Consider the following 16,245-nt stretch of genomic DNA (forward strand, 5'->3'; position numbering starts at 1 on the left):
CTTACCGGTCAGCCGCGCACGCCGAAGAGGTGCTCCAGCGCGAGCTGGTTGAGCCGGGTGAAGTGGAAGCCGCGGGCGGCCACCGCGTCCACGTCGATCGACTCGGCGAGGATGTCCTCGTAGGTCTCGCCGGCGGCGAGGGTCGGCTGGGCCAGCTCGTTGCACTTGCTGGCCTCGAGCGCCTCCTGCACCTCGGGGTCGGCGCGGTAGGCCTTCGACTTCTCCTTGAGGATGAGGTAGGTCCGCATGTTGGCCGCGGCCGAGTCCCAGACGTCCTCCTTGTCCTCGGTGCGCAGCGGCTTGTAGTCGAAGTGGCGCGGGCCCTCGTAGCCGCCGTTCTCCAGCAGGTCGACGAGGAAGAACGCGTTCTTGACGTCACCGTGGCCGAAGATGAGGTCCTGGTCGAACCGCGGGCCGTGCTGGCCGTTGAGGTCGATGTGGAACAGCTTGCCGTGCCACAGCGCCTGGGCGATGCCGTGGACGAAGTTCATCCCGGCCATCTGCTCGTGGCCGGTCTCGGGGTTGAGGCCCACCATCTCGGGGTGCTCCAGCGAGTTGATGAACGCCAGGGCGTGCCCGATCGTCGGCAGCAGGATGTCGCCGCGCGGCTCGTTCGGCTTGGGCTCGACGGCGAAGCGGATGTCGTAGCCCTTGTCGATCACGTACTGGCACAGGAGGTCGAAGCCCTCCTTGTAACGGTCGAGCGCGACCCGCACGTCCTTGGCGGCCTCGGACTCGGCGCCCTCACGGCCACCCCAGCACACGTACGTCTTCGCGCCCAGCTCGGCGGCGAGGTCGATGTTGTGGATGACCTTGCGCAGGGCGTAGCGGCGGACCTCGCGGTCGTTGCTGGTGAACCCGCCGTCCTTGAAGACCGGGTGGGTGAACAGGTTGGTGGTGGCCATCGGCACCTTCATACCGGTGTCGGCCAGCGCCTTCTTGAACCTCTCGATCGCCTTGGCGCGATCCGACTCCACCGCGAGGAGGTCGTCGTCGTGGAAGGTCACACCGTACGCGCCGAGCTCGGCCAGGCGGTGGACGCTCTCGACCGGGTCCAGCGGGGCCCGGGACGCGTCGCCGAACTGGTCGCGCGCCTGCCAGCCGACGGTCCACAGCCCGAACGTGAAGCGGTCCTCGGGAGTGGGGGTGTACATGAATCGCCTCCGAATTAGTCTACGTTGTGGACTAAATATCTGACGTGATGAGCCGCAGGGTCAAGAGGGTGTGTCCGTATTCTCGACACGCGGCAGTGGAAGATGTGATGACCAAGCCCGTACGGCGCGACCCGGCCGGGCGTGTGGAGGATGTGATGACCAAGCCCGTACGCGTGACGCGGCCGGTGTGTGGAGGATGTGACGACGCAGCCCGTACGGCGTGACGTGGCTGGCGTGTGGAGGTGCGGATGACGTGGGCCGTTCGGCGTGCGGCGGGACTCGCGCGGGGGGTGCCATGACGCAGGCCCTGCGGCATGACGCGATGCGTGCACGGAATCTGGCGCTCGTCCTCGGCGCGGTCGGCGCCCGGGGATCGGTGACCCGGGCCGCCCTCGCCGAGATGACCGGCCTGACCAAGACGACCGTGTCCAAGCTCGTCGGCGACCTCATCGAGGGCGGGCTCGTGGTGGAGACCGGCGCGGTCCGGGACGGCGAGCGCGGCAGGCCCGGGGTCGAGATCCGGATCAGCGGGCAGCACGTCGCCGCCCTCGGGCTGGAGATCAACGTCGACTACCTCGCGGTGTGCGTGGTCGACCTCGCCCGGACGGTGCGGCTGCGCCGTACACAGGCTGTGGACAACCGGGCCGCGCCACCTGTGGATGTGATCGCACAACTTGGGGATTTGGCCGCCGCGGTTGTGGATGAAGCTGTGGAGAAGGGCCTGCGGGTGGTCGGCGGCGTGCTGGCCGTGCCCGGCCCCGTGGACATGACCAGCGGGGTCGTCCACAACGCCCCCAACCTCGGCTGGCGCGACGTGCCACTGGCGTCGCTTCTGCGCTTCCCCTTCCCCGTACGGGTGGAGAACGAGGCCAACCTGGCCGCGCTCGGCGAGCTGTGGTTCGGGTCCGGACTGCCCGACTTCCTGCACGTTTCAGGAGAGATCGGAATCGGTGCGGGCCTCGTGGTCCGCGGCCGGCTCTTCCGGGGTGCGCACGGCTTCGCCGGGGAGCTCGGGCACGTCGTCGTCTCTCCCGCCGGCCCGCCGTGCCGCTGCGGCGGGCGGGGCTGCCTCGAACAGTACGCCGGCCAGGACGCCCTCCTGACCGCCGCCCGCGCCGCGCCGTTCCGCCGCGCCGCCCTGGACCGCCGCGCCGCCGATACGCCTCCGACGTCCAGGTATGTGTCAGCCGGGATACCGCAGAAGGACGCGGCCGAGACGCCCGTGGCCGCGCAGGAGAAGACGCCCGGAAGTTCCGGAGCCACACAGGCCGGAGCAACGCAGGCCGGAGCAACACAGGCCGGAGCCACGCACAGGAGACCGGCCGAGACGCCCGTGGCCGGGCAGAAAGACGCACCCGAAACCCCCGGGGCCGCGCAGGAGAAGATGGCCGAAACCCCCGGCGCCATCCACAAGAGGCCGGCCGAGACGCCCGGAGCCGCGCAGGAGAAACCGGCCGAGACGCCCGGAGCCGTGAGCGCGACGATCCCGCTCGAAATGCTCCTGCCCGCGCAGCAGGGCGTGTCGTGGATGCTGTCCCGACTCCGGGAGGGCGACGAGAAGGCACGAGCCGCCTGTGAGCGGGCGGCCTGGGCGCTCGGTGTGGCCCTGTCGTCGGCGGTCAACCTCGTCGATCCCGACGCGATCGTCCTCGGCGGGATCTACGCGCCACTTTTCCCCTGGATCGGTCACATGGTCACCGACACGATGAAGGCCCGCCTCGGTCAGATGCGCGGCGCCGTGCCGCCCGTGGTCGTGTCACGGCTCGGCGCCGAGGCGGCCGCCCTCGGCGCGGCCGGCCAGGTGATCGAGCAGGTCATGGCCGACCCCGCCGCCCTCCTGCACAGCTGACGCGACGCGAGCCCCCCTGCGCGGACCAGCGCGGACCGGACCGGCACAGACCGGCGCAGGGAATCGGCAGTGACCCGCTCCGCTTCCACCGCGTGCCGCCCCAAGAGGCGGGGACGGTCACGCTCAGGCGCTCAGCGGCTCACAGGCCGGAGGGGTCGCGGCCGAGGCTGATCTCCTCGGCGATGCGCCGCAGCTCGTCGGCGGCCAGCCGGGGCGCGCCGGGCAGACAGGCGGTCAGCGCCGCGATCACCTGGTGGTAGGGCGCGCCCGCATGACGGACCGCGACCTCGTGCACCACCCGGAACAGGACCAGGTTGTTCTCGTGCTCCCGCGTCGCCCTGTCCACGATCATGACGTCCCCCTCCGCCGGCCTCGTCGCCGGCCCCCCTCGCCGGACCGCCCACGTCCGGCGCCGTGCGATGCGCCGGTGGGCGGGCTGCGCCACCCCTGACGGCGGCCCGTGGACACGGTACGACCTGCCACCGACAGTTTCCGGGAAACCCACCGAGGTACAATTACTTGAGAGTTCAAGTTTCCAGGAGGCACCATGCCGGTCCAGCGACTCAACCACGCCGTGCTGTACGTGCGGGACGTCTCTCGCAGCGTGGCCTTCTACCAGGAGGCCCTCGGGTTCCGCGTCGTGCAGGCGTTCCCGGGGGCGGCGTTCCTGCAGGCCGAGGGCTCCTCGAACGACCACGACCTCGGGCTGTTCCAGATCGGGGCGCAGGCGGGGCCCTCGTCCGCCGGGCGTGCGACGGTCGGCCTCTACCACCTCGCCTGGGAGGTCGACACGCTCGCCGAGCTCGACCGGATCGCGACCAGGCTGACGGAGATGAACGCCCTGGTCGGCGCGTCCGACCACTCCACCACCAAGGCCCTCTACGCGAAGGACCCGGACGGGCTGGAGTTCGAGGTCTCCTGGCTGGTGCCCGCCGGCCTGCTCACCGACGAGATTCTCGACGGGCGTGCCCAGATCAAGCCGCTCGACCTCGCGAAGGAACTGGAGCGGTACGGCGCGGAGACGCGCGGCGGGATCGGCGTCAGCGTCTGATCCTGCGCTCGTGGGCGGCCCTCTTCCCCGTGACCGCCCACGAGCGCCGGCCTCGCCCGCCGACCGGCTCGCCCACTGACCGGCCTTGCCCGCTGACCGGTCTCGCTCTCTGACCGGTCTCGCCCGCCGACCGATCTCGTCCGTTGACCGGCCCCGCCCGCTGACCGATCTCGTCTGTTGACCGATCTCGTCCGCTGACCGGCCTGTTCGCGCCATTTAGCGCAAACATCCTTCTCTGGGCCCTCGGATACCCATACGATGATCATGATCTGAACCGGTACGGCGAGGGACAGGACGGATCATGGCCGACAACGACCAGCACGCGGGCGACGGCCCGGCCGGACACGACCGGGCAGCCGCCAGGATCGACACGAACACACCGAGCGTTTCGCGGGTCTACGACTTCATGCTCGGCGGCAAGGACAACTACGCCGTCGACCGCCACGTGGCGCAGGCCGCCTTGCGCATCGCCCCCGACGCCCCGGCCGCGGCCAAGTCCAACCGGGCGTTCCTGCGGCGGGCGGTCCGCCATCTGGCGGCCGAGGCGGGCATCAGGCAGTTCCTCGACATCGGCTCGGGCCTGCCCACGCAGGGCAACGTGCACGAGGTCGCGCAGCAGGTCGCCCCGGAATCCCGGGTCGTCTATGTCGACAACGACCCCATCGTCCTGATGCACGGCCGGGCGCTGCTGGCGAGGAACGGCAGCACCACGGTCGTCGAGGCCGACATCCGCGACCCGGAGGCGATCCTCGCCAACCCCGCGGTCACCGCGCTCATCGACTACGAGCAGCCCGTGGCCCTGCTGCTGTTCGGGATCCTCCACCACCTCAACGACCACGAGGAGCCCGAGGCCATCGCCGCCCGTTTCCGGGCGGCCCTGCCCTCCGGTAGCTACCTCGCGCTGTCCCACTTCCACAACCCCGGGCCGGACATGCCCGAGGTGTCGGCGCAGGCGACCTCGGCCGAGAAGCTGTTCAACGAGAACCTGGGCACGGGCCGGTGGCGCACCCGCGAGGAGATCCTGGCCTACTTCGGTGACATGCCGCTCCTCGAACCCGGCCTGGTGCCGCTCCCCGAGTGGAGGCCGGACCCCGGTGAGGTCTTCGAGCCCGGCATCACTTACCACACCTTCGTCGGCGGCGTGGCGCACAAACCCTGAAGTTTCCCTCCTGCCATAAACGTGAGTTACGTCACTGCGGAACCGTACGGCCGGCGGGGCTTCGTCGCAGGCAGCGGGTCATGCGACGGCGGAGCGACCATCGGCCGTACGGCCATCCGGACGGCCGTACGGTTGACATCGGTGAGTAGTGACGGTGATGCTCGGAGGTGGTTGCCCCTCTACAGGAAGGCGGCACCGGCATGATGACCGTCAATGGGTCGTTCGCATCGCCTCCGGACAACAAGACCTTGCTCTACCTCGACAAGCAACTGGTCGTACGCGCCTCCGGGAACGGCTCCGTACAGCTGATCGGGCAGATCGATCTCACCAACGGCGACGCGATCGCCGACGCCCTGCACAAGGAGTGGGTGAGGCCGGGGACCGGAACCGTGGACGTTTCCGAGCTTCAGTTCATCGACCTCTACGGCCTGCGCGCCCTGGCCCTGCTGTCCGACACCCCCCTGGGCCGGCCGATCCGGGTGCACAACAGCAGGCCCGGCCTGCGCAGGCTGCTCGGCATGCTCGACTGGCCCGCCTTCACCATCGGGTGACCTAGCGGCCCCACGCGCCCCGACGCGCCTGTCGCGGGCGGCGCGTCTCCGACACCCCTCGGCGTCTCTGACACCCCCCGCGTCTCTCACCACCCGGGTCTCTGACACCCCCCGGCGTTCCTCGCGCTCCGGCGCCTTCCGGCGTTTATCGCGCTCGCGCGTTTCTCGTGCTCCGGATGGAGGAAAGGTATCGGAAGACGGTCGTACGACCGTTATGACCAGCGCCTGGGCCTTCGCACGGGTTCAGGCGAAGTTCATCCGTGAGTTCCCCCCGACTCTCGCGAGGAGGGGTGATGAGGTATTTCCGGGCACTCCGGCAGCCCGCCACCCATGCCGGCGGCCATCCGCCGACATGGCGCAGCCGCCGCCGCGCGCTCGCGCCGCGGTGACAAGGCGAACCGGCCCCACCGGCTGATCAGCCGGTGCGGCCGCCTGCTCCGGCCCGGACCCAGCGTCCGGGCTCCCGTCTGCTGGAGAGCCGAATGTTCCTGAACCGATTGCTCACGACGTCCGCGGCCCTGCTGCGCGGCGTGCTGCCCGAGCCGTTCCGAGATCTGGTTCCTTGCCCTCGCGAGGTGCGCGCCTGCCCCGGCGGGCTGCACATCAACCTGCGCGGGATCGGCCGGCCCGGCTCCGAGGCGGCGGCCGGCCTGCTGGAGGAGCGGCTGGAGAGCATCCCCGGCGTCGAGCGGGCGGAGGTCAACGGCCGCATCTCCGCGGTCTTCGTCGCCTGCGCCCCCGACCGGGTCGATCAGGACAAGCTGCTGGCCGTCACCACCGAGCTGGACGAGCAGGAGGAGCACGCCCACGAGAGCCCCGTCCGCCTCGTGGAGGAGCATCTGCTGGCGACCGTGCGGCTGACGGCCGGCGTCACCGGACTCGGGCTCATCTTCCTGGGCAAGGCGATCCGGGCCCCTCAGCTCCCGGCGGTCGTGCCCGCGTTGCTGCAACTGGCCAACGGCACGCCGGCGATCCGCGAGCAGTTCGACCGCCGGCTGGGGCGCCGCCCCGCCGAGGCCCTGTTCACCACCGCCAACCTCGTCACCCAGACCCTCACGCTCCGCCCCACCGCGCTGTTCGTGCAGGCCGTCGCGAACGTGGGCCGCTACATCGAGACCAGGACCAGCCGGCACGCATGGGAGAGCCTGGAGGAGCGGCTGGCCACGCGTCCGGGGGCGTACCACCACATCAGGGCCGAGGCCCGGCGGCGGCCGGCCCCTCTGCCGCACGGGCCGATCGAGCGCTACGCCGACGTGGTCGCCCCGATCAGCGCCGCCGCGTACGCGGTGACACGGGTGCTCACCCGGGGCGAACGGGCCGTGTCCATCCTCGTCTCCACCACCCCGAGGGCCGCCGACCTCAGCCGGGAGGCGTTCGCGGGCGCGATCACCCGCGCGCTCGGCAGGCACGACACGGTCGTCCTCGACGCCGGCTGCCTGCGCACGATGGACCGCGTCGACACCGTCGTCCTGCACGCCGACGCGCTGACGACCGGCTCGTGGACGATCGACCGGGTCGAGCCGCTGCGTGAGGGGGAGGACACCGACGAGCTGTACTCCCGGCTCTACTCCCTCATCGACTTCTCCGACCCCGGCCGCACCGGGACCGTGGAGGGCTGGTCGGTCCGCCCGCTGCCGGACCCCGATCCCCAGCTGCCGGACGCCGGCCTCTGGCGGTCACGCGGACTGCGCGCGGTGGAGGTGTCCAGGGACGGCGTCCGGGTCGCCGTCGCCGGTCTCGCCCCGGAGATCGACGCCCTGGCCGTACCGGTCGTCGGCGCCGCCAAGGCGGCCGGCACGGTCCTGCTCGCGGGCGGCGACGAGAGCGGCTACGAGGGCCTGGCGCAGCGCCTCGCGATCGGCCGCACGCTGCCGGGAGGCCCCGAGCTCGCCGGGCACGTGCACGACCTGCAGGCGGCGGGCCACTGCGTGGTCGTCGTGTCCAGGGGCGCCTGGCGATCGCTCGCCCAGGCCGACATCGGCCTCGGGGTGATCGATCCCGCGGCCGCCGAGCCCGGATGCATGGTGCCGTGGGACGCCGACATCGCCGGCGAGCTGCCCGGCGTCCACTTGTTCCTGCGCTGCCTGCCCCGGGCGCGCGGCAACAGCGCGAACGCCGTACGGCTCGGCGCGGCCGGCGCGTGCGTCGGCACCCTGCTGGCGATCGCGGGCCCGGCCGCCACCGCCCTGCGCCGGGCGCAGCTCGCCGGCGCCGCCGTCTCGCTGGGCGCCATCGCGCTGGGCGAGTGGGCCGGGCAGAACGCCGGCCGCGTCCCCACCCCGCCGCGCGCCGACACCACCCCGTGGCACGCCATGTCCGCGCGTGAGGTGCTCTCCCGGCTCCGTTCCTCCTCCGAGGGCATCGCCGAGGAGGAGGCGGGCAGACGCCGCGCGGAGGCCGCGCCCGAGGAGGCGGAGGGACCGCAGTCGCTGGCCCGCGCCACGATGGAGGAGCTGGCCAACCCGCTCACGCCCGCCCTCGCCACCGGCGCGGGCATCTCGGCCCTCGTCGGCTCGGCCCTCGACGCCGTGCTGATCAGCGGTGTCATGGTCATCAACGCGTTCCTCGGCGGCGTGCAGCGGTTCAAGGCCGACCGCGCGCTGCACCGCCTGACCGAGTCCACCGAGGTCCTCGTACGGCTGCGCCGCCCCGGGGGCGTCGTCGAGACGACGAAGGCCGAGCTCGCGCCCGGCGACGTCATCGAGCTGCGCGCGGGGGACGCCGTGCCCGCGGACGCCCGCGTCGTCAAGGCCGTGGGACTGGAGGCGGACGAGTCCACGCTCACCGGCGAGTCCCAGCTCGTCGCCAAGACGGCGGCGCCGACCGTGGCGGCGGCCATCGCCGACCGCAGTTCGATGGTCTACCAGGGGACGTCGATCGCGGCGGGCAGCGGCCGGGCGGTGGTCGTCGCGACCGGGGACATGACCGAGTCGGGGCGCAGCGCCAGGCTCGCGGGCGAGCCGGGCCCGCCCACGGGTGTCGAGCTGCGCCTGCGGGAGCTGAGCCGGCGCATCCTGCCGCTGTCGATCGCCTCGGGTGTCGCGCTGCTCCTCACCGACCTCCTGCGCGGACGGCCGCTGGCAGCCGCGCTCACACCCGCCGTCAGCCTGACGGTCGCCGCCGTTCCCGAGGGGCTCCCGTTCGTCGCCACCGTGGCGGAGCTGGCCGCCGCACGACGGCTGTCCAAGCGCGCCGCACTGGTACGCAACCCGTCCACCATCGAGGCCCTGGGCCGCGTCAACGTGCTGTGCTTCGACAAGACGGGCACGCTGACCGAGGGGCGCATCAGCCTGCGGCACCTGTCGGACGGGCGGGCGGGCCGTCCCGTCGAGGAGGCGGACGCCGGGCTGCGACGTGTCCTCGCGGCGGCCGTCCGGGCCAGCCCCAAGTCCGGCGGGGGACGGGTGATCGCCCACCCGACCGACCGCGCCGTCCTGGACGGCGCGCACCGGCTGAACGTCACGTCCAGCGAGGGGTTCGGTAGCTGGGAACGCGTGGACGAGATGCCGTTCGAGCCGGCCCGGGGTTACCACGCCGTCCTCGGCCGCACCGAGCACGGGCACCTGCTCAGCGTGAAGGGCGCCCCCGAGATCGTGCTCACCCACTGCACCACCATGCACGGCGACAACGGGTCGATCGTCTGCGACGAGACCGTACGCAGGGAGCTGGAGGGCGAGGTGGAGCGGCTGGCCCGGCAGGGCTACCGCGTGCTCGCCGTCGCGCAGCGGCCCGCCTCCGACCGGAGCGACCTCGACGAGTCGCGCATCGACGAGCTGTGCTTCCTCGGCTTCCTCGGCCTGGCCGACCCGGTCAGGCCGACGGCCGCGGAGAGCGTCGGGCGCCTCATGCGGGCCGGGGTGCGGATCGTCATGGTCACCGGCGACCACCCCAGCACCGCCGAGGCGATCGCGGTCGAGCTCAACGCGCTGAACAGCCAGCGCGTCATGACCGGCCCCGAGCTGGACGAGCTCGACGACGAGACGCTGACCAAGATCCTGCCCGACGTGGCGGTCTTCGCCCGCACCACGCCCGCGCACAAGGCCAGGATCGTCACGTGCCTGCGCCGCGCGGGGGAGGTCGTCGCCGTCACGGGCGACGGCGCCAACGACGCGCCCGCCATCCGCACCGCCGACGTCGGGATCGCCCTGGGATCCCGCGCCACGCCCGCCGCGCGGTCCGCCGCCGACCTCGTCGTCACCGACGACCGCATCGAGACGATCGTGGACGCCATCGTCGAGGGCAGGGCGATGTGGAGCTCGGTGCGCGACGCGCTGAGCATCCTCCTCGGCGGCAACATCGGCGAGATCGCGTTCACCGTGGGGTCCAACCTGCTGGCCGGCGGGAGCGCGCTCAACGCCCGGCAGCTCCTGCTGGTCAACCTTCTCACCGACATGGTGCCGGCCATGGCGGTCGCCGTACGGCCGCCCGCCTCGACCGATCCCGACAAGCTGCTCGCCGAAGGCCCCGAGGCATCGCTGGGCGAGTCGCTGACCCGCGACATCTACCTGCGCGCGGCGGTCACGACGGCGGCGGCGACGGCCGCGTGGATCCTGGGACGCATGACCGGCACCCGCGGGCGCGCGAACACCATCGGTCTGGTGGCGCTCGTGTCCGCGCAGCTCCTGCAGACGCTCGCGGGCGGCGGCCGGGACAAGATCGTCGTGCTCGCGTCGCTGTCGTCGCTGGCCGTCCTGTGGCTCATCGTCACGGTGCCGGGAGTCAGCGCCGTCTTCGGATGCCGGCCGCTCGGCCCGGCGGGCTGGGTCATCGCGCTGGGCAGCGCGGCCGCCGCCACGCTCGTGGGAGTGCTCGTGCAGCGCCCGGTCAGGGAGGCGGCGACCCGCGCCGAGGCCGAGCGCCGCAGGACCAGGGCCCGCCTGCCCGTCCCGGCCTGATCGTCAGCGGTGGCGGCGCAGGCCCTTGCCGCCGTGGCGGTGCTTCTTCGCCCCTCCCTGGGCGGTGCGGTGCTGCCGCGCGGCCCGGTTGTGGGACTTGTGCGCGCGGGGGGTGTGGGCACGCGGGGTGTGGGCACGAGGCTTCCCCGCCACCTGGAACTTCTGGAAACCGAAGTCGGGCAACGTGATCGGCTTGGAGGGGTCGTCGGGGATCGGGACGATGAACACGTCTTTCCGCACGCCGTCCTTGCCCTTCGTGTGATAGACGGCCTGCTTCGGCTCACCGGCCTGCCCGATGAGAGGAGCGGGGCCGGCGGCGACGGGCATGGCCACGGGCGCGTATCCCGGGCCGTTGCCGGGGCCGACGCCGGGGCCGTATCCGGGGGCGTTGTCAGGGCCGGAAGGGCCGTAGTAGGGGTCGTAGACCGCCGTGTCGAGCGGCGCCGCGATCGTCGTCGCGCCGCCCGTGGACGCGCCCGCGGACGGCGTGGGGTCCGCGGACGCGACCGGTCCGGCGATCAGGGTCGCGGCGAGGGCGGCGGCGGCCGAGCAGATGATCATGAGTCTCCCCCGAGGTCACGGATCGTGCATCGTATGAGGAAGACGGTAGGCAGCACGCTCACGCCGATCGCACGCCCCGCGCTCAGTGTCGGGTCAAAGCTCGGAATCTCTTTGCAGCCAGCCCCGATGATCAGCCCCGGTGATCGGCCCCAGTGGTCGACTCAGGGGAGCGGGCTCAGGTGGACGACCTTGGTGTGGGTCATCTCGTCGAGCAGCTCGGGGCCGTACCCGAAACCGTGCCCGCTGGCGCGGAGCGGCTGGGCCGCGCCGCCGGGCGCTCCGCCGAAGACTGCGTTGATCTTCACTGTGCCCACCGGCAGCTCGCGCCAGGCCCGCTGGGCGTTGGCCATCGACGGGGTGAGGACGGTGGCCGCCAGGCCGTATCGCGACTCGCGGGCCAGCTCCAGCGCCTCGTCGAACGACTCGACCACCCGCACCGCCCCCACAGGACCGAACGTCTCCTCGCGCATGACGTCCATGTTCTCGGTGCAGTCGGCCAGGACGGTCGGCGGGTAGAACGCCCCCGGCCCCTCGGGCACGTATCCGCCGGTCAGCAGCCGCGCCCCCGCCTCGATCGCGCCGCGTACGTGCCGGTCCACGACGTCGCGCTGGGCCCGGTCGACGAGCGGCCCGAGCGCCGTCTCCTCGTCCCTGCCGGGCCCCACGCGCAGCTCCTCGGCCCGCTGCACGAGCGCGGCGAGGAACTCCTCGGCGACGTCGCGGTGGACGTAGATCCGCTCGGCGGAGGTGCAGATCTGCCCGGCGTTGGCGAAGCAGCCGGTCGCCGCCTGCCCCGCGGCCCACTTCACGTCCACACCCGTGTCCACGATCAGCGGGTCCTTGCCGCCGTTCTCCAACAGGGTCGCGGCGCCGGTGCGCGCGGCCACGGCGGCGATGGCCCGGCCCGCGGCGGTCGAGCCGACGTGCGCGACGAGATCGACGCCCGGGTGCGCGGCCAGTGCCTCGCCCGCGTGCCGGTCGCCCGGCACCATGGTCAGCACCCCCGGCGGCAGCTCCGCCGCCATCAGCTCGGCGAGCAGCGCCCCGGTGTGCGGCGTGCGCTCCGACGGCTTGTGCACGACCGTGTTGCCGGTCACCACCGCCGCGCCGACGAGCCCGCAGGCGATGGCCACCGGGTCGTTCCACGGCGTGATCACCGCGACCACGCCGCGCGGCTCGTGGACCATCAGGTCGGTGGCGTCCCAGCCGCCCTGCAGGCTCCGTCCCCGGTGCAGCGGCCCCAGCTCGGCGTACTGCCGGAGCGTGCCGATCCCCGCCGCCACGCCGCCGCGGCTGTCGCCGATCGGCTTGCCCATCTCCCCGGTCACCAGCTCGGCCAGCTCGTCCGCGCGGGCCTCGATCCGCTCGGCCATCCGGTGCAGGCACGCGGCCCGCTCGGCGGGAGCCGTACGGGCCCAGCCGGGCTGGGCGCGGCGGGCCGAGTCGACCGCCCGCTCCACGTCCTCGGCGCACCCGGCGGGGAAGTCGCCCACCGGCTCCCCGGTCGCCGGGTCGGCGACCGTGCGGTGCCGCTCGCTCGCGCTCGCCGTCCACGCGCCGTCGGTCAACACCCAGCGATCCCTGTCCCGCACCCCGATCTCCTCCCGTTGCTCACGCCGCCGTGCTCGCTCCACCCGTGCTCGCTACCCCCCCGCACGTACGGTTATCACCCGGCTTCTCCGACTTCTCGGATGCGACGGCCGGGCACACGCGCGACGGGCCGGGCACACGTGCGACGGGCCGGGCGCCGCGGTGCCCCTCAGAGAGCGGTGAAGTCGGCGAAGTCGAAGCCGGGTGACACGACGCAGCTCACCAGCACGCCCTCGGCCCCCGCCGGACGGGCCGCCTGCCAGGTGCCCGCCGGCACCACCGCCTGCGGAACCTGTCCGTTCTCCACGTCCGGCCCCAGGACGACGACGTGCTCACGGCCGGGTCGCTCGCCCGCGCCGCCGAGCACGAGCGTCAGCGGACCGCCCCGATGCCACAGCCACACCTCGTCGGACCGCACGGCGTGCCAGACCGACTCCTCACCCGGCTCCAGCAGGAAGTAGATGCCCGTCGCGGTCGCCCGCGCGCCGCCGTACCCGGGCGGCTCGACGGAGACCGCCGCGCGCCACGTCTCGCGATACCACCCGCCCTCGGGGTGGGGCAGCAGGCCGAGAGCCTCGGCGATCGGAGGACGCGCCTGGATCGCCACGAACGCTCCGGAGACGTCCCGGCGCAGGAAGCGGAGGGGCGCGCCCGGGTCGTCCTCGTCCACCGCCACGACGGGATCCGTGCCGGGGAAGGTCGCGGCGGCGACCCGCAGCGCCTCCTCGTCGTCGCGGGCGGACAGCCCGGGGCCGCCGGGGTAGGCGTCCAGCGTCATCAGCAGCACGCGGCCGATCGTACGGCAGGGCGGCCGGCGGGTCCGCGCCTGACCGGAAGGGCCGCCGGCGCACGTCTAGGCAGCGCGCCGTGCCGATCACGACGGCCCGGGAGGCCGCGAACGACCCGTCGCCGCCCACGGCGGCGTTACTTGATCGTTACGAAATCGGCCGCACAAAACAGTGGTTTCACACGTTCCAAGTCAGTGCAAATCCCTGTGAAACCCCCAATGAGGAGTAGACCGTGAATACCCTCCGGCGGGCGGCCCACGTCACACTGACTGTTGCCGCCATCGCCGTCGCTACGGCCTGCTCGGCGGGAGGCACAACCGCTCCCGCCGCATCAGTCACTGGTGCGGCCGGTACGTCCACTCAGGCTCCGGCCACTCAGGCCTCGGACGCGAAGGCGGCGGCGGCACTCGCCCCGCGCGCGGCGTCCCAGACGGCACGCAAGGCGGAAAAGCCGAAGCTCGGCATCGCCGACATCACGCCCATGGGCGAGAAGGTCGAGCGGGTCGGCGTCGGCTTCCCGATCATCGTCACCTTCGACCGCGCCGTGCGCGACAGGGCGGCCGCGGAAGCGGTGCTGCAGGTCCAGGCGCAAAAGCCCGTCGAGGGCGCATGGCGCTGGGTCTCCGACCGCAAGGTCGTCTACCGCACCAAGACCTACTGGAAGCCGCACCAGAAGGTCCTGTTCACCGCGAGGCTGAGCCTGATTCCCGGCAACGAGGCCGCCAAGGACGTCTCGCGCCGCTTCGCCGTCGGCACCGCCAACATCTCGGTGGTCGACACCAAGAGGCACGTGATGAAGGTGCGCCGCGACGGGAAGCTCGCCAAGACCATCCCCATCAGCGCGGGCCGCGGCGGCCTGCCCCGCAACGGCGTCGACGTCTATCTCACGACCACCGGCGTGCACCTCGCGATGGGCAAGAAGCGGGTCGAGACGATGACCTCGTCCTGGCTCGGCGTCACCGACCCCAAGGACCCGCTCTACTACAAGCTGGAGATCCCCTGGGCGGTCCGGATCTCCGACAGCGGCGAGTACGTCCACCAGAGCGCGGGCGACTACCAGTTCCTCGGCAAGTCGAACCAGAGCCACGGCTGCGTGCGCGCCACCCCCGCGGGGGCCAAGTGGTTCTACGGCATCAGCCAGCGCGGTGACGTCATCCAGGTCACCGGCACCAAGCGCAAGCTCGACTGGCGCAACGGCTGGAGCTACTGGCAGCTGAACTGGACCCAGTGGAAGCGCGGCAGCGCGCTGCCCGCCGGCGCGGCGTCGGCCTCGGCTGCGGCCTCACCCTCGGCCTCCCCGTCCGCCGCCCAGGCCGGTCTGCAGGGATAGGCCCGCCGCTCCACACGGCGCTCCCGTCCCCCGCCCACACGGCGGGGGAGCGGGAGCGCCGCGTGCTTTCCGGCGCCGTTCTTGACGGCCGGGAGATCGGGCGTCAGGTCGTGAGGTCTCTCCAGGACTCCACGGTCGCTGCCGCGATGCTCCCTATGCGCCGGCCGTACGCCGGATATCCGTCGCAAACGAGGCTGCCGTCCCTGAACGGCAACCCGCAGAAGCCGTCGCGGAAGGGCCCGGGGGATCCGCCCTGCGGAAGTGGCGCGTACTCCGCGAGCGGGGCCATGTCGTAGCCCGGCCGTGCCCCGCGCCTGTTCCGCCCCACCTGATGTGCCGCCACGTGGAGCAGGGCGTCGAGGCCCTTGTCCAGGTAGAGCTGCAGCATGCGGAACTGACCGTCGAGGTGCCTGTCGTGGGCCCGGGCGGGGTGCTGCAGGAGATAGGCGCAGACCACGACCGTGTGCCACCTGTACATCTCAGGGTCGGCCTGCTCTTCGGCCAGGATCGCGTGGTAGTAGTCCACGCACTCGCCCAGCGGACCGGCGGCCGCGCCGCACTCACACCGACCCGCATGGGAGCTGTCCGTCATGGCCCGCACCATAGGCAGCCGGCGACAGCCGTGTCGACGGCATTTCCTCCCGGCCCCGCCGACGGCCCCAACTCCACAATCTCGCGTACGAGAGCACTGCTCTTGACATGCCCTTCACGAACAAGAGAGCATTGCTCTCGTCAATGAGCACTAGTCTCCCGGAGCTGTCCATGTCGCTGCTCTACTCAGGTCCGTCTCTGGCCGTCCTGCACGACGAGTACGCGGCACGGGGACGCGTCGACCCCGACGCCCAGCTGACCTCCTCGTCCCGGCTGGTCGTGGACGCGCCCGTGGACCGGGTCTGGACGGTCATGGCCGACCTGTGGGCCTGGCCGTCATGGGCCTCCGGCATCCGGATCCTCGAACTCGGCGACGTACGCCCCGGCGCGCCCTTCCGGTGGCGCCTGAACGGCGTGCCCCTGCGGTCGCGGTTCGCGGTGGTCGACCCCCAGCGGGAACTCACCTGGACGGGCACCTTCCTCGGCCGCTATCGGGCGGTGGACCGGCACGTCCTGGAACCGCTGGAGGGCGGACGCACGAGGATCACCGTGGAAGAGTCGCTCGCCGGTCCGCTGCTGCCGCTCTTCTACCGGGAGTCCATGCTCCGGGCCAACCACGAGCGGTGGCTCTCGGATCTCGCCCGCGCGACCGCCTGAGCGGCCCCGGCCCGCGGAGCCGGAGGAGCAAGCCGGGCCCTGCCGCGGAGTAGAGGTGACGACCCACAG

13 protein-coding genes are annotated in these 16,245 nt (G+C 72.4%); 7 read left to right on the forward strand and 6 right to left on the reverse strand.

The features are described from left to right. Positions 1–8: 8 nt before the first annotated feature. Positions 9–1,154 carry a xylose isomerase gene (gene xylA / locus ACGFIB_RS07295; RefSeq protein WP_191051108.1) on the reverse strand — a complete coding sequence of 382 codons (1,146 nt, stop codon included), beginning with the start codon at positions 1,152–1,154 and terminating at the stop codon, positions 9–11. A 322-nt stretch (positions 1,155–1,476) separates the two neighbouring features. Between xylA and ACGFIB_RS07300 the strand changes: the two genes are divergently transcribed. After that, positions 1,477–3,003, forward strand: coding sequence for an ROK family transcriptional regulator (locus ACGFIB_RS07300; RefSeq protein WP_393369250.1), 1,527 nt, complete (start codon positions 1,477–1,479; stop codon positions 3,001–3,003). A gap of 139 nt (positions 3,004–3,142) precedes the next feature. Here the strand turns inward: ACGFIB_RS07300 and ACGFIB_RS07305 are convergent, their stop codons facing one another. After that, positions 3,143–3,355, reverse strand: coding sequence for a hypothetical protein (locus ACGFIB_RS07305; RefSeq protein WP_357241532.1), 213 nt, complete (start codon positions 3,353–3,355; stop codon positions 3,143–3,145). 195 nt (positions 3,356–3,550) lie between these two features. Here ACGFIB_RS07305 and ACGFIB_RS07310 point away from each other — a divergent pair, with 195 nt between their 5' ends. From ACGFIB_RS07310 to ACGFIB_RS07325, 4 genes are all read left to right on the forward strand, one after another. Continuing rightward, the gene (locus tag ACGFIB_RS07310) at positions 3,551–4,054 is read left to right on the forward strand and encodes a VOC family protein (protein ID WP_142567826.1); all 504 of its coding nucleotides are present in this window, start codon (positions 3,551–3,553) and stop codon (positions 4,052–4,054) included. Positions 4,055–4,355: 301 nt separating this feature from the next. After that, positions 4,356–5,213, forward strand: a complete 858-nt coding sequence (locus tag ACGFIB_RS07315) for an SAM-dependent methyltransferase (RefSeq protein WP_357241525.1) — start codon at positions 4,356–4,358, stop codon at positions 5,211–5,213. Positions 5,214–5,413: 200 nt separating this feature from the next. Then, positions 5,414–5,764 (forward strand): STAS domain-containing protein, encoded by a 351-nt coding sequence (locus ACGFIB_RS07320; RefSeq protein ID WP_357241522.1) that lies wholly within the window; start codon positions 5,414–5,416, stop codon positions 5,762–5,764. Between the two features lie 482 nt (positions 5,765–6,246). Next, positions 6,247–10,659, forward strand: a complete 4,413-nt coding sequence (locus ACGFIB_RS07325) for a cation-translocating P-type ATPase (protein ID WP_357258600.1) — start codon at positions 6,247–6,249, stop codon at positions 10,657–10,659. A 3-nt stretch (positions 10,660–10,662) separates the two neighbouring features. Here the strand turns inward: ACGFIB_RS07325 and ACGFIB_RS07330 are convergent, their stop codons facing one another. The 3 genes from ACGFIB_RS07330 to ACGFIB_RS07340 form a co-directional block, all read right to left on the reverse strand. Further along, positions 10,663–11,220, reverse strand: coding sequence for a hypothetical protein (locus tag ACGFIB_RS07330; protein ID WP_393369256.1), 558 nt, complete (start codon positions 11,218–11,220; stop codon positions 10,663–10,665). A 161-nt stretch (positions 11,221–11,381) separates the two neighbouring features. Further along, positions 11,382–12,812 carry an aldehyde dehydrogenase family protein gene (locus ACGFIB_RS07335; protein ID WP_393369259.1) on the reverse strand — a complete coding sequence of 477 codons (1,431 nt, stop codon included), beginning with the start codon at positions 12,810–12,812 and terminating at the stop codon, positions 11,382–11,384. Positions 12,813–12,979: 167 nt separating this feature from the next. Then, entirely contained in the window at positions 12,980–13,588 is a 609-nt protein-coding gene (locus ACGFIB_RS07340; RefSeq protein ID WP_167748114.1) for a cupin domain-containing protein, read from the reverse strand. Positions 13,589–13,830: 242 nt separating this feature from the next. Here ACGFIB_RS07340 and ACGFIB_RS07345 point away from each other — a divergent pair, with 242 nt between their 5' ends. Then, positions 13,831–14,928 carry a L,D-transpeptidase gene (locus ACGFIB_RS07345; protein WP_393369261.1) on the forward strand — a complete coding sequence of 366 codons (1,098 nt, stop codon included), beginning with the start codon at positions 13,831–13,833 and terminating at the stop codon, positions 14,926–14,928. A gap of 103 nt (positions 14,929–15,031) precedes the next feature. Here ACGFIB_RS07345 and ACGFIB_RS07350 read toward each other — a convergent pair whose 3' ends face one another. Then, a complete protein-coding gene (locus ACGFIB_RS07350) occupies positions 15,032–15,520 on the reverse strand; it encodes a DUF5946 family protein (protein ID WP_357258588.1) in 489 nt (162 codons plus the stop codon). A gap of 143 nt (positions 15,521–15,663) precedes the next feature. Between ACGFIB_RS07350 and ACGFIB_RS07355 the strand changes: the two genes are divergently transcribed. Further along, complete coding sequence (locus tag ACGFIB_RS07355) at positions 15,664–16,176, forward strand: SRPBCC domain-containing protein (protein ID WP_393369263.1); 513 nt, start codon at positions 15,664–15,666, stop codon at positions 16,174–16,176. Positions 16,177–16,245: the final 69 nt, after the last annotated feature.

The organism is Microbispora bryophytorum, from assembly GCF_043197435.1.
Taxonomy (GTDB): domain Bacteria; phylum Actinomycetota; class Actinomycetes; order Streptosporangiales; family Streptosporangiaceae; genus Microbispora; species Microbispora bryophytorum.

Bases quoted from the DNA above. Each gene is read 5' to 3' on its own strand.
- xylA (WP_191051108.1), bottom strand. From the start codon at position 1,154: ATGTACACCCCCACTCCCGAGGACCGCTTCACGTTCGGGCTGTGGACC.
- ACGFIB_RS07300 (WP_393369250.1), top strand. From the start codon at position 1,477: ATGCGTGCACGGAATCTGGCGCTCGTCCTCGGCGCGGTCGGCGCCCGG.
- ACGFIB_RS07305 (WP_357241532.1), bottom strand. From the start codon at position 3,355: ATGATCGTGGACAGGGCGACGCGGGAGCACGAGAACAACCTGGTCCTG.
- ACGFIB_RS07310 (WP_142567826.1), top strand. From the start codon at position 3,551: ATGCCGGTCCAGCGACTCAACCACGCCGTGCTGTACGTGCGGGACGTC.
- ACGFIB_RS07315 (WP_357241525.1), top strand. From the start codon at position 4,356: ATGGCCGACAACGACCAGCACGCGGGCGACGGCCCGGCCGGACACGAC.
- ACGFIB_RS07320 (WP_357241522.1), top strand. From the start codon at position 5,414: ATGATGACCGTCAATGGGTCGTTCGCATCGCCTCCGGACAACAAGACC.
- ACGFIB_RS07325 (WP_357258600.1), top strand. From the start codon at position 6,247: ATGTTCCTGAACCGATTGCTCACGACGTCCGCGGCCCTGCTGCGCGGC.
- ACGFIB_RS07330 (WP_393369256.1), bottom strand. From the start codon at position 11,220: ATGATCATCTGCTCGGCCGCCGCCGCCCTCGCCGCGACCCTGATCGCC.
- ACGFIB_RS07340 (WP_167748114.1), bottom strand. From the start codon at position 13,588: ATGACGCTGGACGCCTACCCCGGCGGCCCCGGGCTGTCCGCCCGCGAC.
- ACGFIB_RS07350 (WP_357258588.1), bottom strand. From the start codon at position 15,520: ATGACGGACAGCTCCCATGCGGGTCGGTGTGAGTGCGGCGCGGCCGCC.
- ACGFIB_RS07355 (WP_393369263.1), top strand. From the start codon at position 15,664: ATGAGCACTAGTCTCCCGGAGCTGTCCATGTCGCTGCTCTACTCAGGT.